Origin of the sequence: Streptomyces sp. KL2, from assembly GCF_046529545.1 — a bacterium.
Classification (GTDB): domain Bacteria; phylum Actinomycetota; class Actinomycetes; order Streptomycetales; family Streptomycetaceae; genus Streptomyces; species Streptomyces radiopugnans.
The window spans coordinates 3,385,706-3,405,744 of record NZ_CP127170.1 but is presented as its reverse complement, the minus strand read 5'-3'; the positions used below and the strand labels follow the sequence as shown (position 1 = coordinate 3,405,744).

The 20,039-nt window shown below is 74.2% G+C and carries 18 protein-coding genes; 13 read left to right on the top strand and 5 right to left on the bottom strand.

Annotated elements, in window-relative coordinates; all coding sequences use genetic code 11:
• Window positions 1-141: 141 nt before the first annotated feature.
• Together QPK52_RS15470 and QPK52_RS15465 are read right to left on the bottom strand one after the other, a co-directional pair.
• Window positions 142-360 carry a DUF397 domain-containing protein gene (locus QPK52_RS15470; protein WP_410538073.1) on the bottom strand — a complete coding sequence of 73 codons (219 nt, stop codon included), beginning with the start codon at window positions 358-360 and terminating at the stop codon, window positions 142-144.
• A complete protein-coding gene (locus tag QPK52_RS15465) occupies window positions 357-1,187 on the bottom strand; it encodes a helix-turn-helix domain-containing protein (RefSeq protein WP_410538072.1) in 831 nt (276 codons plus the stop codon). Before QPK52_RS15465 ends, QPK52_RS15470 begins: the two co-directional genes overlap by 4 nt.
• 243 nt (window positions 1,188-1,430) lie before the next feature.
• On the opposite strand from QPK52_RS15465, the gene QPK52_RS15460 reads away from it, so the two are divergent.
• The 7 genes from QPK52_RS15460 to QPK52_RS15430 all read left to right on the top strand — a co-directional run bounded on the left by QPK52_RS15460 (window position 1,431) and on the right by QPK52_RS15430 (window position 10,645).
• A complete protein-coding gene (locus QPK52_RS15460; RefSeq protein WP_410538071.1) occupies window positions 1,431-2,216 on the top strand; it encodes an SGNH/GDSL hydrolase family protein in 786 nt (261 codons plus the stop codon).
• Between the two features lie 184 nt (window positions 2,217-2,400).
• The gene (locus QPK52_RS15455) at window positions 2,401-3,027 is read left to right on the top strand and encodes a LysE family translocator (RefSeq protein ID WP_410538070.1); all 627 of its coding nucleotides are present in this window, start codon (window positions 2,401-2,403) and stop codon (window positions 3,025-3,027) included.
• Between the two features lie 125 nt (window positions 3,028-3,152).
• On the top strand, window positions 3,153-4,193 hold the full coding sequence (locus tag QPK52_RS15450) for a helix-turn-helix transcriptional regulator (RefSeq protein ID WP_410538069.1): 1,041 nt from the start codon (window positions 3,153-3,155) through the stop codon (window positions 4,191-4,193).
• Window positions 4,194-4,406: 213 nt separating this feature from the next.
• Window positions 4,407-5,603: an argininosuccinate synthase domain-containing protein gene (locus QPK52_RS15445; protein WP_410538068.1), complete on the top strand. Its 1,197-nt coding sequence runs from the start codon at window positions 4,407-4,409 to the stop codon at window positions 5,601-5,603.
• A 70-nt stretch (window positions 5,604-5,673) separates the two neighbouring features.
• A complete protein-coding gene (locus QPK52_RS15440) occupies window positions 5,674-6,657 on the top strand; it encodes an aldo/keto reductase (RefSeq protein WP_410538067.1) in 984 nt (327 codons plus the stop codon).
• A complete protein-coding gene (locus QPK52_RS15435; RefSeq protein ID WP_410538066.1) occupies window positions 6,645-7,391 on the top strand; it encodes a sulfotransferase family protein in 747 nt (248 codons plus the stop codon). Before QPK52_RS15440 ends, QPK52_RS15435 begins: the two co-directional genes overlap by 13 nt.
• Window positions 7,392-7,558: 167 nt before the next feature.
• The gene (locus QPK52_RS15430; RefSeq protein ID WP_410538065.1) at window positions 7,559-10,645 is read left to right on the top strand and encodes a non-ribosomal peptide synthetase; all 3,087 of its coding nucleotides are present in this window, start codon (window positions 7,559-7,561) and stop codon (window positions 10,643-10,645) included.
• 992 nt (window positions 10,646-11,637) lie between these two features.
• On the opposite strand, the gene QPK52_RS15425 is transcribed toward QPK52_RS15430, so the two are convergent.
• Complete coding sequence (locus QPK52_RS15425; protein ID WP_410538063.1) at window positions 11,638-12,339, bottom strand: copper homeostasis protein CutC; 702 nt, start codon at window positions 12,337-12,339, stop codon at window positions 11,638-11,640.
• 58 nt (window positions 12,340-12,397) lie between these two features.
• On the opposite strand from QPK52_RS15425, the gene QPK52_RS15420 reads away from it, so the two are divergent.
• The 4 genes from QPK52_RS15420 to QPK52_RS15405 all read left to right on the top strand — a co-directional run bounded on the left by QPK52_RS15420 (window position 12,398) and on the right by QPK52_RS15405 (window position 16,883).
• Window positions 12,398-13,171, top strand: a complete 774-nt coding sequence (locus QPK52_RS15420) for a hypothetical protein (protein WP_410538062.1) — start codon at window positions 12,398-12,400, stop codon at window positions 13,169-13,171.
• 186 nt (window positions 13,172-13,357) lie between these two features.
• Window positions 13,358-14,590 (top strand): Cmx/CmrA family chloramphenicol efflux MFS transporter, encoded by a 1,233-nt coding sequence (locus tag QPK52_RS15415; protein ID WP_410540343.1) that lies wholly within the window; start codon window positions 13,358-13,360, stop codon window positions 14,588-14,590.
• A gap of 173 nt (window positions 14,591-14,763) precedes the next feature.
• On the top strand, window positions 14,764-15,564 hold the full coding sequence (locus QPK52_RS15410; protein WP_410538061.1) for an alpha/beta fold hydrolase: 801 nt from the start codon (window positions 14,764-14,766) through the stop codon (window positions 15,562-15,564).
• On the top strand, window positions 15,561-16,883 hold the full coding sequence (locus QPK52_RS15405) for a SpoIIE family protein phosphatase (RefSeq protein WP_410538060.1): 1,323 nt from the start codon (window positions 15,561-15,563) through the stop codon (window positions 16,881-16,883). The genes QPK52_RS15410 and QPK52_RS15405 overlap by 4 nt, the downstream gene beginning before the upstream one ends.
• Here QPK52_RS15405 and QPK52_RS15400 read toward each other — a convergent pair.
• Both QPK52_RS15400 and QPK52_RS15395 read right to left on the bottom strand, forming a co-directional pair.
• On the bottom strand, window positions 16,870-17,151 hold the full coding sequence (locus QPK52_RS15400) for a DUF4031 domain-containing protein (RefSeq protein ID WP_410538059.1): 282 nt from the start codon (window positions 17,149-17,151) through the stop codon (window positions 16,870-16,872). The genes QPK52_RS15405 and QPK52_RS15400 overlap by 14 nt on opposite strands.
• On the bottom strand, window positions 17,148-17,555 hold the full coding sequence (locus QPK52_RS15395) for a hypothetical protein (protein ID WP_410538058.1): 408 nt from the start codon (window positions 17,553-17,555) through the stop codon (window positions 17,148-17,150). The genes QPK52_RS15400 and QPK52_RS15395 overlap by 4 nt, the downstream gene beginning before the upstream one ends.
• Window positions 17,556-17,674: 119 nt before the next feature.
• On the opposite strand from QPK52_RS15395, the gene QPK52_RS15390 reads away from it, so the two are divergent.
• Together QPK52_RS15390 and murQ are read left to right on the top strand one after the other, a co-directional pair.
• Entirely contained in the window at window positions 17,675-18,610 is a 936-nt protein-coding gene (locus QPK52_RS15390; RefSeq protein ID WP_410540342.1) for a MurR/RpiR family transcriptional regulator, read from the top strand.
• A gap of 141 nt (window positions 18,611-18,751) precedes the next feature.
• Window positions 18,752-19,798, top strand: a complete 1,047-nt coding sequence (gene murQ, locus QPK52_RS15385; protein WP_410538057.1) for an N-acetylmuramic acid 6-phosphate etherase — start codon at window positions 18,752-18,754, stop codon at window positions 19,796-19,798.
• Window positions 19,799-20,039: the final 241 nt, after the last annotated feature.

The window sequence follows — 20,039 nt, the reverse complement described above, 5'->3', positions numbered from 1 at the left end:
GTCCACGCAGCCTGCGTAGAGGGACTTGAGCCCCTGGATCTCACGGCACGATCCGACGTCGCGCTGAAGCTCGTCAGCGGAGAGACGGGGCTCTCCACCGTCGACCTGCTCGAACCCCGCGGACGATGACGCGGCGACCGTTCAGGACGAGCTGGGGACGCCACCGCTCCTGACCCCGCCCACGAACGCCGCCCACCCGGCGGCCGGGAAGACCAGCACGGGCCCGTCCGGAACCTTGCTGTCCCGGACCGGCACGACGCCGGGGAAGCCGTCGGCCACCTCGACGCAGCTTCCGCCTTCGGCATTGCTGTAGGAGGACTTGCGCCAGGCGGCCGTGCCCAGGTCGTGTGCGGTGCTCATGGCGTCGTGTACTCCTCGGCCACCGATTCGATCAGAGCCAGGGACGCCTTCGGAGGCAAAGCGGCGGCCCTGACCAGATCGTATGACTTCTGATAGCGCGCCACCAGCGCCGGTTCATCGATGAGTTGGCCCGTGTGGGCGTTCTCCACGTACACGGTCAGTGGCGCGTCGTCGAAGGTCATCACGGACAGCATTCCGTTCACGGGGGCATCGGCCGCTGAACCGAAGGGAAGCACCTGGGCGAAGACCGTGTGGGAGCGCATCAGGTCAGCGATGTGGCACAACTGTTCCCGCATGACGGTGGAACCCCCCATGGGAACCCGGAGTACCGCCTCATGGACAACCACCCACATCCGAGGCCGAACGGCTGACTCCAGAACGTGCTGGCGGCCCATACGGGCTCGGACGATCTCCTCCACCTCCGCGTCCGATACAAGGGGGAGACCGGCTCGTGTGATGGCCCGCGCATAGCCCTCGGTCTGGAGCAGCCCCGGCACCAGCAACGGTGCGTACTCGCTGATCTCCGTCGCCATCTGCTCCAGTTCCGCCGCGTCGGCGAAGTAGTCCGGGTACTTGTTCTCCCGGGCCAGCCGGCACAGGCGTTGCAGGTGCTCACCGCTGCCGAGGATCTCGTCGAACAGCCTGGAGGTGTCCGGCTGCGGGCGGCGCACCGCCGTCTCGAACTGGCCGACGTAGGTGCCCGAGCAGAAGGCGCGCTCGCCGAGCTGGGACTGGGTGAGCCCGGCCGCCTCGCGCAGGCGGCGCAGCTCCGCGCCGTAGAAGGTCTTGGGCGAGGCGTACGGGTCGAGTTGCCTGGGCTCGGTCATGGCGGGCTCCCCCTGTCACGGAACGGTCGCGTCGGCCGTGTCGGTCACGGTGGCCGAACTCCCGCCAGCTTAGGGACGCAGAGTGACAGCCGAGGGCTTTCCGTAATCGTCACACGATCACATGAACTCTCGCCGCGTCACCCGTGCGAGTGCCAGGACCGGCGATTTCACCGATTCCAGGGGCGGGCCGGGGCGGTAATGGTGTGACGCCCCCCACCTCTGTGCATGCCCCTGGAGGAAACCATGCGCATCCCCCGTGCCCTCACCACGGCCCTGCTGGCCCTGGCGACGGCGTTCGCCGTACCGGCCGCCCCCGCCTCAGCCGCCGGGAACGCCACGCAGAACGCGGCGGAGAACTACGTGGCCCTCGGCGACTCCTACTCCTCCGGCACCGGCGCCGGAGACTACTCCGACGTGCTGTGCACCCGCAGCGGCAACGCCTACCCGGCCCGGTGGGCGCGGCTCTCCGCACCCGCGTCCTTCACCTTCGCCGCCTGCGGCGGGGCGAAGATCCCGGACGTGCTGAACAACCAGGTGCGGTATCTGGACGGGAGCACGACGCTGGTGAGCATCAGCATCGGCGGCAACGACTCCGGCTTCGCCTCCATCATGCTGACCTGCATGCTCTCCTCGCAGGCGACCTGCGAGCAGAGACTGGACGAGGCCGCCGACTACGCCCGCAACGAGCTTCCCCGCGAACTGGACGCCCTGTACGCCACCATCCGCGACCGCGCGCCGAACGCCGAGGTCGTCGTCGTGGGCTACCCCTACCTCTACAAGGAGGGCGGCTTCTGCCTGAGCATGGGCTCGGGCAAGCGCACGGCGATCAACGACGGCGCCGACGTGCTCAACCAGGTGATCGCCGGCCGCGCCGCCGCGGCCGGGTTCGCCTTCGCGGACGCCCGTCCCGCCTTCGCCGGGCACGAGATCTGCACGAGCGACCCGTGGATCAGCTCCACCAACATCCACCCCACGGCCGAGGGCCACGAGAAGGGGTACCTGCCGGCCTTCTCGGCGGCCGTCTCGTAGGCGCGTCCGCACCCGCGTCCGGCTCCCCGCGCCCGGGGTGCGGGGAGCCGGACGCGGCGGCCCCTCCTCCCGCTTTCCCCCGCCCGCCGGCGGCGGACGGGATCGCGCCGACGGGCCGGTAGCTGTTGCGCGGAGCGGCCCGGCTGTCTAGGTTCCGAACGGTCGGCCGGATCGGAGGGGGAACATGTTCGGGTTGGGACTGGCGTCGTACACGGTCTTCGTCATGGCGGTGCTGGTCATCTGCGTCACTCCCGGCCCCGACATGGTCTACATCCTCACCCACGGCATCAGCCAGGGCACCAGGGCGGGTCTGCTGGCGTCGCTCGGCATGTCGGCCGGCATGGCCTGCCACACCCTCGCGGTCGCGCTGGGGGTCGCCACCCTCGTCCAGTCGTCGGAGACGGCGTACCAGGTGCTCCGCTACGCCGGGGCCGTGTACCTGCTCTACCTGGCCTGGCACACGCTGCGGGACTCGTCCGGGACCACCTTCGACGGGGAGCACACGGCCGCGCCGCCGATGACGGTCTTCCGCAGGGCGACCATCGTCAACCTGCTCAACCCCAAGATCATTATCTTCTACCTCGCCTTCCTGCCGCAGTTCGTCACGCCCTCCGCCGAAAGTCCCGCCCTCCAGCTCCTGGTGCTGGGCGTGACATTCACGGTGATCGGGCTGCTGGTCGACTGCGTGATCGCGCTGCTCTCCGGCCGGATCGGGGAGCGGCTGCGCAAGCGGCCCGGCTCGGGCACCTGGCTGAACCGCCTGGCAGGCGTCGTCTTCCTCGGCCTCGCGGCCAAGGTCGCCATCGCCTGACCGACCGCCCTCCGACCCGCCGTCCCCCCGCCGCTCCCCGCCGCCCCGTACCGGGCCCCGCGGACGCGCCGGGCCCGGTACGGGGCGGAGAGGGGACGAAGAACTGGAAGCTGGAAGAGCGCCACATGTGCACCGTCACGACCGGTACGGCAGACAGCACGACCGGAACCGAGCCCGGAACCGCGGCCGGCCGCCCGGGGTCCGACATCTGCGACGAGGGCGACGCCTTCTACCGTCAGGCGCTGGCCCGGGGCAGCGCGCCCGCCGCGCAGGCGCCCGGATGCCTGCTGGAACTGGGGCTGCTGCGCCGGTCGCCGGAGAGCCCCGGGACGCTGGTCCCGGTGCCGCCGGACATCGCCGCCGCCAGGCTCGCGCACCCGATCGAGCGGGCCATCCTGGAGCAGGAGCAGGCCCTGCGGTCGGTCCGGTCGGTGCTGGCCCGCGCGGAGGCGGCGTACCGGCAGATCGGCCGGGAGGTCAACCGCACCGCGGACCTGCTGCTCGGCGAGGAGGCCGTCGACCAGGCCCTGCGCCGGGCCGCCCGGTCCTGCGGAAGCGATGTGATGACCGCCCAGCCGGGCGGCGGCCTGAGTGGGGAGACGCTGGCCCGCACCCTGCCGGAGGCGCTGGACCTGTGCTCCAGGGGAGTACGGCAGCGGGTGCTGTACCAGCACACCGTGCGCTCCCACGGCCCGACGCTCGCCTACGCGGAGAAGATCACCGCGGCCGGCGCCGAGGTGCGCACCCTGGCCGAGGCGTTCAACCAGGTCACCGTCTTCGACGGCGCCGTCGCCTTCATACCCGCCGCGCAGGAGCACCAGCCGGCGGCCCTGTCCGTGCGCCACCCCGCGATCGTGCGCTATCTGGTGAACGCCTTCGACTGCGCGTGGGACCGGGCCGAGCCCGTCTTCCGCGGCACGGACCGGTGGCAGCCGCACACGTTCACCTCCCAGACCCGGCAGGCCATACTGCGCCTGATGGTGGAGGGGCACACCGACAAGGCGATCGGGAGCCGGCTGGGCGTGAGCCCCCGCACCGTGGCCAACCACATCAAGTGGGCCGCCGACCACTTCAGGGCCGGCAGCCGGGCCCAACTGGGCTATCTGCTCGCCCGGTCCGGGCTCCTGGACTCCCAGCGGCCGGACGGGCGCACCCGGTTCGGCTGAACGGCGTGCCCCCGGAACCGCGGCGCGGGATGCCGGGCGGTTCCGGGTTGGCCCGGTTTCCGCCCATGTACAACGCCTTCAGGTTTACGCATTGCAGCATCATGCCCCGCGGTGCTCACTTCCCCCCGCCCGCGCGGGTTGGACAGCATGTCCCCCGTATCGCACAGCCCGGTGCGAATACCGGAGCGCAGGCGCATCTCCCCTGGAGGATGGGTGGACCTCTCGCTGTCCGAACTGAAGCGGCGGAAGATCGGAATCTGCCTCTCCGGGGGGCTTTCCTCCCTCGCACTGGCTTCCTGGCTGCACGGCGGCGGATACGACGTGGAGGCGTTCGTCCTCGACATCGGCCAGTGTCCGGAGAAGGACTTCCGCGAGTTCACCGGCGCGGTGCGCGCGGCCGGCATACCGGTGCACGAGGTGGACGCCCGGCGCACCATGGCCGACGCGGCGCTCGACGTCGTCGCCTTCCAGGCCCACTACGACGGGGGCTACTGGAACACCACGGGCCTGTCCCGGGCCGTCATCGTCGAGCGCGTGGTGCCCGAGCTGCGCCGGGCCGGCGCCGGCGTACTGGCGCACGGCTGCGTCGGCGGCGGCAACGACCAGCGCCGCTTCGAGCGCTACGGCGCGCACTTCGCGCCGGACCTCGCGGTCTTCGCCCCCTGGCGCGACCCGGAGGTGCTGGCCGCCCTGCCCGACCGGGAGGCGATGGCCCGCCACATCGCCTCGGCGGGCCTGGTGTGCATGCCGGGGAACACCGCGGAGCACTCCGTCGACGGCAACCTCGCGGGCACCTCCCACGAGGACGCCGGCCTGGAGGACCTGGGCACCACGGCTGCGGGTCTGGAACGGCTGATGGGCGTGTCGCCCCGGCAGGCGCCGGACCGGGTGGAGACGGTCTCCGTCACCGTCGAGCACGGCCGCCCGGTGGCCCTCGACGGCCGCCGCCTGCCGCCGGAGGAGCTGCTGGAGCTGGCCAACACCGTCGGCGGGCGGAACGGGCTGGGCCTGACCGACGTGGTGGAGCACCGCATCAACGGCACCAAGTGCCGCGGCGTGTACGAGGCGCCGGGCATGGAGCTGCTGTCGCACGCGGTGCGCGCCGCCTACGAGACGGTCACCGACCGGGGCGCCGCGGACACCGCGCGGTTCCTCGCCCGGCAGCTGGCGGTATGCGTCTACGAGGGGACGGCGCACGGCCGTACCGCCCGGGCGGCGCGGGCCGGTCTGGCCGAGATCGCCGGCCCGGCCGACGCCACCGTCCGGCTCGACCTCTACAAGGGCGGCGTCGTCGGGCGGGCGCTGCAGGAGATCGGCGGGGGCGCCGATGTCCTGCGGCAGCGCCGGTTCACCGGCGGAGGCGGCCACAACTGGGACTCGGCGCCCCTCGCCGGGCCCGCCTCCGGATGACCCGCGGGCGGCTTCCGCGCCTTCCCGCGCACTCGCTCACACCTTTCCACTCGCTCACAGGGGAACAGACATGCTTCAGCGCACATTCGGCCGGCTGGGCTGGCGGGTCGGGGAGATCGGCTACGGGATGTGGGGGGTCGGCGCCGGGCCGGGCGGCTGGCAGGGCGCGGACGACGAGACGAGTCTCGCCGCCCTCCAGCTCGCCGTGGACCTCGGCTGCAACGCGTTCGACACCGCGTGGATCTACGGCCGCGGACACAGCGAGGTCCTGCTGGGGAAGCTCCTCGCGGCCAATCCGGAGAAGGGGCTGAAGGCCTTCACCAAGATCCCTCCCAAGGACCGGAGGTTCCCCTCCACCCGGGATTCCGACGTCGACGACGTGTTCCCGTACGACCACGTCATGGAGTACACCGAGAAGAGCCTGCGCAACCTCGGCGTCCCCCGCGTGGACCTGATGCAGTTCCACGTGTGGGAGGACCACTGGGCGCGGGACGAGCGCTGGCTGGCCACCGTCGAGGCGCTGCGGTCCTCGGGCATGGTCGGCGGAATCGGCATCAGCATCAACCGCTGGGAGCCCTGGAACGCGACGGAGGTCCTGCGGACCGGCCTGATCGACGCCGTCCAGGTCATCTACAACATCTTCGACCAGGCGCCCGAGGACGAACTCTTCCCGCTCTGCCGGGAGCTGGGCATCGGCGTCATCGCCCGCGTCCCGTTCGACGAGGGCACCCTGACCGGGACGCTGACGAAGGACACCACCTGGCCCGAGGGCGACTGGCGGGCCTCCTACTTCGTGCCCGAGAACCTGCACGCCAGCGTGGACCGCGCGGAGGCGCTGAAGAAGATCGTCCCCGACGGCATGACGCTGCCCGAACTGGCCCTGCGCTTCATCCTGCAGAACGACGACGTGCACACCGTGATCCCCGGCATGCGCCGCCCCGGGCACGTCTCCGCCAACATCGCGGTCAGCGACGGCCGCCGGCTGCCCGAGGAGCTGATGCGCGAGCTGCGCGCCCACCGCTGGGACCGGGAGCCGACGGAGTGGTCGCAGTGAGCGCCCCCGTACGGCCGGCCGTGCTGGCCCTGTGGTCCCCGCCGCGGGCCATGTCGACGGCCTTCTTCCGGATGATGGTGCAGCGCGGCGACTTCCGCGCGTACCACGAGCCGTTCTCCGAACTGGCCGCCGGGCACCACGTCGAGGTCGGCGGACGGCGCCTCACCACGCCGGAGGAGGTGCTGCGGGGGTTCACGGCGGAGTCGGCGAAGACGCCGGTGTTCTTCAAGGACACCACCGAGTACCCGCACGCCCGCCTCTTCGACGCGCTGCCGCTGGCCGAGGCCGTCACGCACACCTTCATCGTCCGCGACCCGCGGCGCGCCATCGAGTCGCACTACGCGGTGAACCCCGATGTGAAGCTCCCGGAGATCGGGTTCGAGCACCAGCACGAGATATTCGACCGGGTCCGCCGGGAGACGGGGCGCGATCCCGTCGTGGTCGACGCCGACGTCCTCGTCGAGCGCCCCGGCGACACCGTCCGCGCCTACTGCGAGGCCGTCGGCATCCCCTACGACGAGCGGGCCCTGTCCTGGCAGTCGGGGGAGCGCTCCGAGTGGAGCCGCACCAGCCGGTGGCACCAGGACGTCGCCCGCAGCTCCGGCTTCCGGCAGAGCGACCGGCGCCACGCCGTCACGGTCGACGACAGCCCGGTGCTGGCCGGCTACCTCCGGCACCACCTGCCCTTCTACGAGGAGCTGCGCTCCCACTCCCTCGTCCTGCCCGCCGTCTGAAGGCCCGCGCGCCACCGCGAGCCCCCGCCGCACTCGACACGCAGCACGCGGCCGCCGCGCGCCCCGTCGCGCGGCGGCCCGCACAAACCCCCCACACCCGCACAGCAGAGCAGTCCCTCCCGGAAACGCCTGGAAACGCCTGGAACCACACTCGATTGGGGTCCACGATGCCAGCCAGCACGCCCTCGCCCGCGCTGCCCGATCCCAACGGACGCCGTGTGCCGTACCCGCAGGGCACCGCGACGACCCTGCACCTGATCGAGGAGCAGGCCCGTGCCACCCCCGACGCCGACGCGCTGTACTACGACGGCACGACGCTGAGCTACCGGGAGCTGGACCGCAGGGCCAACTCCCTGGCCGCGATGCTCGTGGACCACGGCGCGCGCCGGGAGACGCTGCTCCCCCTGCTGGTGAGCGACGGGATGGAACTCCCGCTCGCGATGGTCGCGGCGATGAAGGCCGGAGTCCCCTTCATCCCCTTCGACCCGGGCTGGCCCCGGGAGCGGATCGGCGCGCTGCTGCGGGGCCTGGGCACCGACATCGCCGTCGTCTCCCCGCGCACCCCGGCCCCTGCGGCCGGCTGCGCCCGCGCCCTCGTGGCCGACCACCGGAAGCTGGAAGGCACCGACGCCGCCCCCGCCGGCGGGCGCCCCGGCCGCACCGACCTCGCCTACGGCTTCTTCACCTCGGGCACCACGGGCCTGCCCAAGTGCACGCTCAACGTGCACCGCGGCCTGCTCAACCGGTTCCTCTACATGACCCGCAGGTTCGGCGCCGGGCACGTGGCGCTCCAGAACAGCCGGTCGGTCTTCGACTCGTCGCTGTGGCAGTTGCTGTGGCCGCTGACCATGGGCGGCAGCGTCGTCATGCCGCGCCGCGACGGGCTGCTCGACCTGGAGCGCACCGTCGACCAGATCGGCCGCCACGGGGTGACGATCACCGACTTCGTGCCGTCGATCTTCACCGTGCTCGTCGACCTGCTCGCCTCGGACCCGGCACTGGTGCGGGCGGCCGGCTCCCTGCGGCACGTCCTGCTGGGAGGCGAGGCGATCAACGTGGAGGCGGTCCGCAGGTTCCACGGGCTGCTGCCCGGCACGGCGATCACCAACACCTACGGTCCCACCGAGGCGTCGATCGGCAGTGTCTTCCACACCGTCACCGCGGGCGCCGGCGGTGGCGGCACCGGCGACGAGATACCCGTCGGACGCCCCATCGACAACACCTCGGCGGTGGTCGTGGACTCCTCGATGCGGCGCCTGGGCACGGGCGGGACCGGCGAGATCCTCATCGGCGGCGACTGCCTGGGACTGGGCTACCTCGGCGACCCGGAGCGGACCGGGGCGGCGTTCGTGCCCAACCCCTTCCCCGACATCCCCGGCGACCGCCTCTACCGCACCGGCGACCTCGGCCACTACCGGGCCGACGGCTGCCTGTACTTCGTGGGGCGGCGCGACGACCAGCTCAAGGTGCGCGGGGTGCGGATCGAACCGGCGGAGGTCGAGCGGGCACTGCTGACGCTGCCGGGGGTCCAGGACGTGCGGGTCGTGCTGCGGGGCGAGGCCGACGGCCAGACCCTGGTCGCGGCCGTCGTCGCCCGCGAGGACCTCGACCTCGCGGACACCAGGGCGCGGGCCGGGAAGCTGCTCCCGGCCGAGCTGGTGCCCGACCGGTTCGTGCGGATCGAGAGCATGCCCCTGTCCCCCAACGGCAAGGCCGACCGCCGGGCCCTGGCGCGGCTGCTGGACGGGCCGGACGCGGCGGGGCGGAGCACGGCGGAGCAGGCCGCGGCGCCCGGGAGCGGCGGCGCCGGGGGCGGGCCGGCCCCCGGGGGCGACCCGGAGCGGACGGTCCGCTCCCTGTGGGCCGAACTCCTGGGTGTCACCCCCGGTCCGCGGGACGGCTTCTTCGAGATCGGCGGCACCTCCCTCAGCGCCCAGCGGCTCGTACTGCGCCTGCGCGACCTGTTCGGCCTGCGCCTGTCGGTGCGGGACATCGCCGAGGCGCCGACTGTCGCCGCCCAGGTCCGTCTGATCGCCCGGGGCGGCCCGGAGGCCGGGGAGGCGGCCGTGCACCGGGAGATGCTGGCCGACGCCGCCGCTCTGGAACCGGCCTGTCCGGCGGCCGTACCGTCCCCGCGGCCCGCGGCCGTCGCCCCGCCCCGGCACATACTCCTCACCGGCGGCACCGGCTTCATCGGCATCCACCTGCTGGACGAGCTGCTGCGGTCCACGCCGGCCACCGTCGCCTGCCTGGTCAACGCCGAGGACGACGCGGCCGCCCGCGCCCGGCTCGACGCCCGCGCCCGCCACTACGGCCTGCCCGTCGGCAGCGGCGACGACCGGGTCCGGGTCGTGCGCGGCGACCTCGGCGCCGAGGGGTTCGGGCTGTCCGGGTCCGGCTTCCGGGAGCTGGCCGAGTGGACGGACACGATCGTGCACGCGGGCGCGGAGGTGAACCTCGTCTACCCCTACCGGCGTCTACGCGCGGTGAACGTGCTCGGCACCCGCGAGGTGGTCCGGCTCGCCCGCACCGGCCCCGGGCCGGCCAGCCCCGTGCACCACCTGTCGACGCTCGGCATCCTGCCCCGTGCGCCCCACGACGGCTCGGCGCTGGACGAGAACGCCTTCCCCGCGGCCGAGGAGGTGCCGGGCGACGGCTACAGCCGGAGCAAGTGGGTCGCCGAGGCGCTGCTGCGCGAGGCCCGGCAGCGGTACGGCCTCCCGGTGAGCCTGTACCGCATGGGCGAGGTGATGCCGCACTCGCGCACCGGCGTCCTCAGCCACGGCGGCAGTCTGGCCGAGTTCGTGCTGACGGCGTGCGCGGAACTCGGCGTCCGCTTCGAGACGGGCGCGCGGGGCGACTTCACCCCGGTGGACAACGTCAGCCGGTTCATCTCGGCGGCGGTGCGCGAGGGCCGCCTGGGCGAGACCTTCCACGTGGTGCAGCGGGAGCCGACCCGGCTGGACGACCTCATGGGGCGCTTCGGCCCGGCGCGCGACCTGCGGCACGTGACGTACCGGGAGTTCCGCGAACTGGTCGCGGCGCAGAGCTCCCCCTCGCTCCAGCGGCTGGCCATGGTGCTTCCCGATCCGGACGACGGGCCGGGGGACCTGGGCGGACTCTTCCGGGACGTCCCCTCTCCCGACTTCAGCCGCAACTGCCACAGGTGGGTCCGGTCGCTGGACGTCGAGTGGCTGGACACCGGGCGGGCGGCGGCCGGGCAGCCGGGCGGGAGCGGTCCGGCCGCTGAGTGAGGCGGCCGGGCGGGAACGGCCCGGCGACGGGCCTCCGGACGGAGCGCCGCGACCGGACGGTGCGGGCCCGCCAGGGCCGAACGTCCCGGCCGGCGGGGGCGGTCAGCCGCTGAAAGCCGTGCACCACGGCCTCGGCGGCGGGGACCTTCGCCGGGCCGCCCGGCGGCGGCCCGGTGGAAGAGTGCGGGTAGGCGCCGAAACGGCCTGACGACGGCACGGCAAGGCGCGGCAAAGCACGGCACGGCGGACGTCCTGTCCGCCACCCCGCTCGTCCGCACCCTCTCCTCGCCCCCCGGAGGTCGACCATGCTCGGAACGCTCATGCTCCTCATCGGCCCGGCGCTGGGTTTCCGGCTGCTCGGCGCGCTGGGGGTCACCCGGTTCTCGACATGGCGCGTCGCAGCCGCGCACGGCCTGGCGGTCATGCTGACGGTCACCGCGACCACGCATTTCATCCGCTCGGGCACCGCCCCGATGCCCGGTCACGGGGACATGGCGAGCATGGTCCCGCCGTTCGTGCCGTGGCCCCACGCCATGGTCTACCTGACCGGTGTGCTGGAGTTCCTCGGCGCCGCGGGTCTCGTCCTGGCGGCGACCCGCCGGGCGACCGGGTTCGGTCTGGCAGTGCTCTTCTCGTTGATGCTCCCGGCCAACGTCTACGCCGCGGTCGAGGGCGTCGTGTTCGACGGCGGCGCGGCCACACCCCTGTGGTTCAGGGTCCCCCTGCAGGCGCTCTTCATCGCCGTCGCGCTGTGGGCGGCCGTCGACGACCGCGGCCCGGCCGAGCGGCTCCCGGAGGCCGCGGCCCGGACGCGGTGCGCCGGACCGCCGCGGCGGTCCGGCGCCCCGTTCCTCGGTGGTGATCCCGGTGCGGCGGTGACCCCGGTGCGGTGGACCGCTCCCGGTCACCGCCACACCTGCGCGCCCGCTCCGGGGGCGGCCGGGAGCGTGTGCGGGGACGTGTGCGGGGACGTGTGCGGGAAACCGGCCCGTTCAGCCGTCCAGCGCCTCGCGCCACCGGCGCACCGCGTCCGGGGAGACCGGGGTGTCCCAGCCGCCGAAGCGGGCCGCGCCGCCGATGTGGAAGGCGGTCACGCCCGCCGCGCGCAGGGCGGGGACGTGGTCGAGGCCCAGGCCGCCGCCGGCCATCAGGAGCGGGAGGTAGCCGGGCTCCCCGGCGGCCGTACGGGCCGCCTCGGCGCACAGGACGGCCAGGCCCGCCGCCACGCCGTCCGCCGAGCCGGCGGTGAGGTAGGCGTCCAGGCCCGGGTACCCGTCGAGCCGTTTGCGCAGCCCGGCGCGGTCGGCGCAGCGGTCGATGGCGCGGTGGAAGGTCCAGCGGCAGCCGGGGACCGCGTCGAGGACGGCGCCGATCGCGGCGAGGTCGGGCTGCCCGGTGTCGTCGAGGAAGCCGAGCACGAATTCCTCCGCACCCTCCGCGCGCAGGCCGCGCGCCCGCTCGCGCAACGCCTCCAGTGCCGCCTCGCCGCCCGCCGCGAACCCGTCCGCCGCGCGCAGCATCACGCGCACCGGCAGATCGGTGGCCCCGCGGACGGCGGCGAAGGTCTCGCGGGCGGGGGTGAGGCCGTCGGAGGCCATGTCGCCGACCAGTTCGAGGCGGTCGGCCCCGCCGGTCTGCGCGGCGATCGCGTCCTGGGCGTCGAGGGCGATCACTTCGAGGATTGGTCTAGACATATAGCGGAGCCTGCCATATCGCGGGACACGCCGGGAAGACGGGGCACACAATTGCGCCATGGTCACGCCGAACAACCGCCATCCGGCCCACGACGGACTGCGCGAGCGCTGGGTCCGGACCCTCCTCGCCGTCCGCCGCCCGGAGGCGGACCTGCCCGCGGGCACCCCCTCCCCGTACGACTACGCCGACGACCTCCTCGCGCGCTGGGCCGAGCCCCACCGCCGCTACCACACCACCGACCACCTGATCGCCGTCCTGGACCGCGTCGGCCTGCTCTCCGCCCACTGCTCCGGCCCCGAGGAGGTCGCCGCCGTCTCGCTGGCGGCCTGGTTCCACGACGCCGTCCACCTCCCGGACCGCTCCACCAACGAGGAGCGCAGCGCCCGCCTGGCCGAGCGCGCCCTGGCCGAGGCCGGCGCCTCCCCCGCCCTGGCCGCCGAGGTGGCCCGGCTGGTCCGCATCACCGCCGGCCACGACCCGGCCCCCGGCGACACCGGCGGCGAGGTGCTCTGCGACGCCGACCTCGCGGTGCTGGCCGGATCACCGCAGGAGTACGCGGCCTACGCCGCCGCCGTCCGCGAGGAGTACGGCTTCGTCCCCGACGACGCCTTCCGCGCCGGACGCACCGAGGTCCTGCGCCATCTGCTGGGCCTGCCCGCCCTGTTCCGCACCCGCTACGGCCGGGAGCACTGGGAGCACACCGCCCGCCGCAACCTGGTCACGGAACTGGAGCTGCTGTCGGCCGGCGGGAACGGCGGGGCAGGCGACGGGGCGGGCGGTGCGACGGGCGGCGAGACGGGGAGCGAAGACGCCCGCGGCGCGGGGACATAAGGGACTTCCCGTCGCCAAAGGTGTGAACGGAGGCGGCGAGGAATGGGGGGACCGCCGGTGATGTTGGGCCCGTACATGCCCCATCCCGATCCCGGCACCGCCTCCGGCGAAACCCCCGGCACCCCGTCCGAGCCCTCTCCCGGCACCGAGCCCGCGGCCGTTCCGCGCCGCACCGAGCGCCCCCGCATGCCCCTGGCCGTCTACGTCCTGGGGCTGTCCGTGTTCGCGCTCGGCACCTCGGAGTTCATGATCGCCGGGCTGCTCCAGCCGATCGCCCGCGACATGTCGGTGTCCATTCCGCAGGCCGGGCTGCTGGTGTCCGCCTTCGCCATCGGCATGGTGGTCGGCGCCCCGGTGCTGGCCGGTGCGACGCTGCGGCTGCCCCGCCGCACCACGCTGGTGGCGCTGCTGGCCGTCTTCGGGGCCGGACAGGTGGCCGGCGCCCTCGCACCGACGTACGAGGTGCTGTTCGCCTCGCGGGTGGTGGGCGCGCTGGCGTGCGCCGGGTTCTGGGCGGTGGGCGCGGCGGTGGCCGTGTCGCTGGCCCCGGCGGGCGCGAAGGCGAAGGCGATGGCGGTGATGATCGGCGGGCTGAGCGTCGCCAACGTCCTGGGCGTACCGGCCGGGGCGCTCCTGGGGCAGCACGCCGGCTGGCGGGCCGCGTTCTGGGCGGTGGCCCTGCTGGCGGCGGTCGGGGTGGCCGGAGTGCTGGCGCTGGTGCCGCCCACCCAGCCGCCCACCGGCGCGGACCGGCCCGTACTCCGCCGCGAGCTGCGGATCTACCGCAGCGGCCAGGTGTGGCTGGCCCTGGTGATCACCGCGCTCAACGCCGCCGCCACCTTCTGCCTCTTCTCCTACCTCTCCCCGCTGCTCACCGACACCGCCGGCCTGGACGAGGGCTGGGTGCCGACCGTGCTGGCGCTGTACGGGGTCGGTGCGCTGATCGGCGCCGCGCTCGGCGGCCGGGTCGGCGACGCCCACCTGTTCGGCGCCATGTACGCCGGTCTGGCCGCCACCACCGCCGTGCTGGCGCTGCTGGCGCTCACCGCGCACCTCCCGGTGGCGGCCGTCGGGCTGGCGCTGGGGCTGGGGGTGACCTCGTTCTTCACCGCGCCCGCCATCAACGCCCGGATGTTCGAAGTGGCGGGCGCCGCCCCCACCCTGGCAGGCGCGACGACCACCTCGGCGTTCAACATCGGCAACACCGTCGGCCCCTGGGTCGGCGGGCTGGTGATCACCGCCGGCTGGGGCTACACCGGCGTCGCCTGGGTCAGCGCACTGCTGGCCGCCGCGGCCGTCGGCGCGACGGTGGCCGCCGCGCGGTGGCACCGGCGCACCGCCGCCTCCCGCGTGGTGGCCGGCTCGCCCGCGGACGCGGCCGCCGACGGGTCCGCGCGGGTCACCGAGGCGGCGGGCTGACCCGTCCGGGCGTGAGCGCCCTCTCACCGGAACGCCCCGGTACGCCCTGCCCGGGATACGGCATTAACCTCGGTGGCCGGTGAACCCGCAGGCCATCCACGGCCGGCGTTCCGAGCGCACCCGAGCGCACCCGGGCGTCCGGGGACACGGATACGGGTGAGAGGACATGCGAGATGGACATCGTCCGGAGGAACAACGTCACCGTCACCGGCCGGGAGGACGGGCCGGTGGTGGTGCTGGCGCACGGGTTCGGCTGCGACCAGAACATGTGGCGCCTGGTGTCGCCCGTCCTGGCCGAGGAGTTCCGGGTGGTGCTCTTCGACCACGTGGGCTCCGGCGACTCCGACCCCTCCGCCTGGAACGAGGAGCGGTACTCCTCGCTGGAGGGGTACGCGCAGGACGTGCTGGAGATCTGCCGCGGGCTGGACCTGCGGGACGTGACGTTCGTGGGGCACTCGGTCAGCGCCATGATCGGGGTGCTGGCGGCGCTGCGCGAGCCGGAGCGCTTCGCCGGGCTGGTCCTGCTGACCCCCTCCCCGTCCTACATCGACGACGGCGAGTACCGGGGCGGCTTCAGCGAAGCCGACATCGAGGAGCTGCTGGAGTCGCTGGAGAGCAACTACCTGGGCTGGTCGTCGGTGATGGCTCCGGTGATCATGGGCAACCCGGACCGGCCCGAGCTGGGCGAGGAGCTGACCAACAGCTTCTGCCGCACCGACCCGCGCATGGCCCGCGTCTTCGCCCGCACCACCTTCCTGTCCGACAACCGCGAGGACCTGGCCGGGGTGAACGTGCCGACGCTGGTGGTCGAGTGCGCGCACGACACCCTGGCCCCGCGCGAGGTGGGGGCGTTCGTCCGGGACAGGATCGCCGGCAGCACCCTGGTCACCCTGGACGCCCACGGGCACTGCCCGCAGCTGAGCGACCCGGGGCCGACGGCCGAGGCCATCGCCTCCTTCGCGAGGGCGCGGTGACCTCCCGCGCGGACCCCGGACCGGATCAACCGGACCGGCCGGACCGGCCGGACCGGCCGGAAGCCGCACCGGGGCCGGGGGACGGCAGGGAGCTGGAGGACGACCCGGAGGACCTGTACGAGAACACGCCGTGCGGCCAGCTCTCCACCCTCCCCGACGGCAGGATCGTCAAGGTCAACGCCACCCTGCTGGGCTGGCTCGGCTACCGCCGCGAGGAGCTGGTCGGCCGCCGCACCTTCTCCGACCTGCTCACCGTCGGCGGCAGGATCTACCACGAGACCCACCTCGCCCCGCTGCTGCGGATGCAGGGCCGCGTCGGCGGGATAGCCCTGGAGATGAAGGCGGCCGACGGCAGCCGCCTCCCGGTGATGGTCGCCTCCACGGTGCGGGACGGCTCGGAGGGACGGCCGCCGCTGGTGCGCACCTCCGTCTTCGAGGCCCGCGACCGCCGCGCCTACGAGACCGAGCTGCTGCGCGCCCGCCGGGAGGCCGAGCGCGAACGCGAACGCGTCCAGCAGCTCGCCACCACCCTCCAGCGCAGCCTGCTGCCGCCCGCCCTGCCCGGCATCCCCGGTGCGGAGCTGGCCGCGCACTACCACACCGCCTCGGCCGACGAGGTCGGCGGCGACTTCTACGACCTGTTCCCCGTCTCCGGCGGACGCTGGGGGCTGTTCCTCGGCGATGTGTCCGGCAAGGGCGCCGAGGCGGCGGCCGTCACCTCCCTCGCCCGCTACTCGCTGCGCGCCGCGAGCGCCTCCGACCCCGACCCGGTCAGGGTGCTGGCCAACCTCAACACCGTCCTGGAGCACGAGAACCACGGCGCCGACCCGCGCTTCTGCACCGTCGTCCACGGCCTGCTCACCCCCGGCGAGCACGGCTGCGGCCTCGTCCTCGCCAGCGGCGGCCACCCGCCGGCCCTGCTGCTGCGCGCCGACGGCACCGCCGAGTACCTGCACACCCCCGGAGGCCAGCTGGTCGGGGTGCTGCCGAACGCCCACTTCGCCGCCACCGCCGTGCGCCTGGCCCCCGGCGACACCCTGCTGCTGTACACCGACGGGCTGACCGAGGCCCGCACCGGCCGCCGCGGGAAGCGGTACGGGGAGCGCTACGAGGAGCGGTACGGGGAGGAGGCCCTGCTCGACTTCGCCGCCGGACTGGCCCCGACGAGCGCCGCGGGCGCCGTCGCCGCCGTCGGCACCCTGCTGGAGGACCTGGGCGAGGGCGTGGACGACGACACCGCCGTACTGGCCCTCGGCGTCCCCGCCTCCCGGAGGGACCCGGACGGGCCTGGCGGGCCTGAGCCGATCAGGGCGCCGTGACCACCCGGCGCGGTGGCCTGCGCCGCCGCAGGCCCGCCTCCGTCAGCCGCCGCAGCAGCTCCTTGCTGCCCACCTCGACCGCGCCCAGCCGCACCGCCCGCTCGTAGCGGTGGGCGGGCACGTCGTAGTGGTCGCGGTCGAAGGCGCGGCGCGGGCAGCCGGCGGCGGCGGCGAACGCGTGCAGCTCCTCGTAGGAGACGTCGCTGACCAGGTGCGACCACAGCATCCCGTGGCCCGGCCACTCGGGCGGGTCGATGTAGACGGTCACCTGGCGCTTCCCAGCCCCCCGACGGGCGCCACCGCCGTCGCCGTCCGGCCGCACACCCAGTGCGGGTCCGGGCCCAGCTCGGGCTCGACGTCGAGGGCGTGCTCCTCCGGACCGCCGCACAGCGGGCAGCCCGGCCAGCGTCCCCGGCGGTCCAGCAGGGCGTCCTGGACGTCCTGGGCGATCAGGCCCGCGACGAAGGAGGCGCCCTCGGGCCACTGCTCGACCCACCAGCGGCGGTGGGAGACCGCCTCCTCGACCAGCGAGACGACCTCGGCCTCGGCGATGCCGCAGGCGGTGAGGTCGGCGAGGACGAGCGCCCGGCCGGTGTGGAGGGCGCGTTCGAGTCCGTGGGGACCGGAGTCGTGGGGGTCGGGACCGGGGGAAGGGGGGTGCTCCTCTGTCATAGCCCCTCCATTGGAGCAGACGACCGGGAGGACCGCCCCGCCGACCGCGAACGCGGAAGGCGGCGGACGTCTTGACGGCCCCGCGCGGCGAAAATATCTTCCGCCGTGTGAACGACATCGTGAAGGAAAGTTTCTCCGGCGCGGTCCGCGACACCGCGCCGGGCCGCCGCCCCGGTCCCCCCGAACCCGCCGCCCTCGCCGCCAAGGTGCGCACCATGGCCCCCTCGATGACCCGCTCCATGCAGCGCGTCGCCGAGGCCGTCGCCGGCGACCCCGCCGGATGCGCGCAGCTCACCGTCACCGGCCTCGCCGAGCGCACCGGCACCAGCGAGGCCACCGTCGTGCGGACCTCGCGCCTGCTGGGTTATCCCGGCTACCGCGATCTGCGGCTGGCGCTGGCCGGACTCGCCGCGCAGCAGGCGTCCGGCGCCTCCCCGTCGGTGACCGCCGACATCGCCGTGGACGACCCCATCGAGGACGTCATCGCCAAACTCGCCCACGACGAACGGCAGACCCTCGCCGACACCGCCGCCGGGCTGGATCCCGGCCAGGTCGAGGCGGCCGTGCACGCCATGGCCTCCGCCCGCCGGATCGACGTCTACGGTGCCGGCGCCTCCGCGCTGGTCGCCCAGGACCTGGCGCAGAAGCTGCTGCGCATCGGCCTGGTCGCCCACGCCCACGCCGACCCGCACCTGGCCGTCACCGGCGCCGTGCAACTGCGCCACGGCGACGTCGCCGTGGCGATAACCCACTCCGGCCGTACGGTGGACGTGATCGAACCGCTGCGCGTCGCCTTCGACCACGGCGCCACCACCGTGGCCGTCACCGGCCGGCCGGACGGGGAGATCGCGCAGTACGCCGACCACGTGCTGACCACCTCCACGGCGCGCGAGAGCGAACTGCGCCCGGCGGCCATGTCCAGCCGGACCAGCCAACTGCTGGTCGTGGACTGCCTGTTCATCGGCGTGGCACAGCGCACCTACGAGACCGCCGCCCCCGCGCTGTCGGCCTCCTACGAGGCGCTGGCCCACCGCCACTCGCCCCGGCAGCGCTGACCGTCCCCCCACCCCCGCGACCGCGACCGCACGAGCCCCCGGCCGCCCGAGCAGAACCGCCCAACCCCCCACACCCATCCCCGGGCGCCGGCACCGGTGGCCGGCCCCGGTATCCGGAAGAACGGAAAGAGCCGCACCGTCATGACCTCCTTCCCGACCGCCGCCGGCCACGGACCCGGTGACCCCGGCCGCGATCCCAGCGATCCCAGCGATCCCGGCACATCCGACGACTCCCGCGACCCCCTCGGCCCCCTCGCCCCGGACGGCGCGTACGGACGGCTGCGCGCTGAACTGGACACGCTCACCACCGAGGCGTTCCGCAGCGACCTGTCCGAGATCGACCGGCTCCCCACCCTGGAGATCGCCAGGGTCATGAACGGGGAGGACGCCACCGTCCCCACCGCCGTCGCCTCCCAGCTCCCGCGCATCGCCGCCGCCATCGACGCCACCGCCGAGCGGATGGCGCGCGGCGGGCGGCTGGTCTACGCGGGGGCCGGAACGGCCGGGCGGCTGGGCGTACTGGACGCCAGCGAGTGCCCGCCCACCTTCGACACCGATCCCTCCCAGGTCGTCGGGGTGATCGCGGGCGGCCCCGAAGCGCTGGTCAGCGCGGCCGAGGGCGCCGAGGACCGCGCCGACCTCGCCGCGGCGGACCTCGACGGGCTGGGCGTGGGCCCCGGCGACGTGGTGGTCGGCGTGTCGGCATCCGGACGCACCCCGTACACCGTCGGCGCGGTCGAGCACGCGCGACGGCTGGGGGCGCTGACGGTCGGGCTGTCCTGCAACTCCGGCTCACCGCTGGCGGCGGCCGCCGACCACGGCATCGAGGTCGTCGTGGGACCGGAGCTGATCACCGGCTCCTCCCGGCTCAAGGCGGGCACGGCCCAGAAGCTGGTCCTCAACATGATCTCGACCATCACCATGATCCGGCTGGGCAAGACGTACGGGAACCTGATGGTCGACGTGCGCGCCTCGAACGAGAAACTGCGGGCCCGCTCCCGGCGTATCGTCTCGCTGGCCACGGGGGCGAGCGACGAGCGGATCGAATCGGCCCTCGCGGCCACCGGCGGTGAGGTGAAGAACGCGATCCTCACCATCCTGGGCGGGGTGGACGGCCCCACCGCCGAGCGCCTGCTGAGGGAATCCGGCGGCCGGCTGCGCACGGCCCTGGAGGCGGCACGCGGCTGACGGCCGCCCGGCGATCCCGCGCATGCGGGGCGCCGGAGGCCGGCCGCCGGCGGAAGCCCACCCTCACCCGGCCCGTCCTTCCGCGTCCGTACGGCGGGACGCGTACGACGGGACGCGTACGACGGGAGGTGCGCACGGGCACGCAAGGGCCCCCGGCGCACACCGAAGGGGCGGTGCGCGCCGGGGGCCGACGTCGCGGGCGTACGGGTGTCCCGCCGTACGCCCGCGCCGGACGGCGGGC

What these genes read in the sequence shown, in the direction of transcription:
- QPK52_RS15415 (WP_410540343.1), top strand. Translation starts at nt 13,358, where the DNA reads ATGCCCCTGGCCGTCTACGTCCTGGGGCTGTCCGTGTTCGCGCTCGGC.
- QPK52_RS15455 (WP_410538070.1), top strand. Translation starts at nt 2,401, where the DNA reads ATGTTCGGGTTGGGACTGGCGTCGTACACGGTCTTCGTCATGGCGGTG.
- QPK52_RS15450 (WP_410538069.1), top strand. Translation starts at nt 3,153, where the DNA reads ATGTGCACCGTCACGACCGGTACGGCAGACAGCACGACCGGAACCGAG.
- QPK52_RS15395 (WP_410538058.1), bottom strand. Translation starts at nt 17,555, where the DNA reads ATGACAGAGGAGCACCCCCCTTCCCCCGGTCCCGACCCCCACGACTCC.
- QPK52_RS15430 (WP_410538065.1), top strand. Translation starts at nt 7,559, where the DNA reads ATGCCAGCCAGCACGCCCTCGCCCGCGCTGCCCGATCCCAACGGACGC.
- QPK52_RS15410 (WP_410538061.1), top strand. Translation starts at nt 14,764, where the DNA reads ATGGACATCGTCCGGAGGAACAACGTCACCGTCACCGGCCGGGAGGAC.
- QPK52_RS15440 (WP_410538067.1), top strand. Translation starts at nt 5,674, where the DNA reads ATGCTTCAGCGCACATTCGGCCGGCTGGGCTGGCGGGTCGGGGAGATC.
- QPK52_RS15465 (WP_410538072.1), bottom strand. Translation starts at nt 1,187, where the DNA reads ATGACCGAGCCCAGGCAACTCGACCCGTACGCCTCGCCCAAGACCTTC.
- QPK52_RS15420 (WP_410538062.1), top strand. Translation starts at nt 12,398, where the DNA reads ATGGTCACGCCGAACAACCGCCATCCGGCCCACGACGGACTGCGCGAG.
- QPK52_RS15460 (WP_410538071.1), top strand. Translation starts at nt 1,431, where the DNA reads ATGCGCATCCCCCGTGCCCTCACCACGGCCCTGCTGGCCCTGGCGACG.
- murQ (WP_410538057.1), top strand. Translation starts at nt 18,752, where the DNA reads ATGACCTCCTTCCCGACCGCCGCCGGCCACGGACCCGGTGACCCCGGC.
- QPK52_RS15470 (WP_410538073.1), bottom strand. Translation starts at nt 360, where the DNA reads ATGAGCACCGCACACGACCTGGGCACGGCCGCCTGGCGCAAGTCCTCC.
- QPK52_RS15425 (WP_410538063.1), bottom strand. Translation starts at nt 12,339, where the DNA reads ATGTCTAGACCAATCCTCGAAGTGATCGCCCTCGACGCCCAGGACGCG.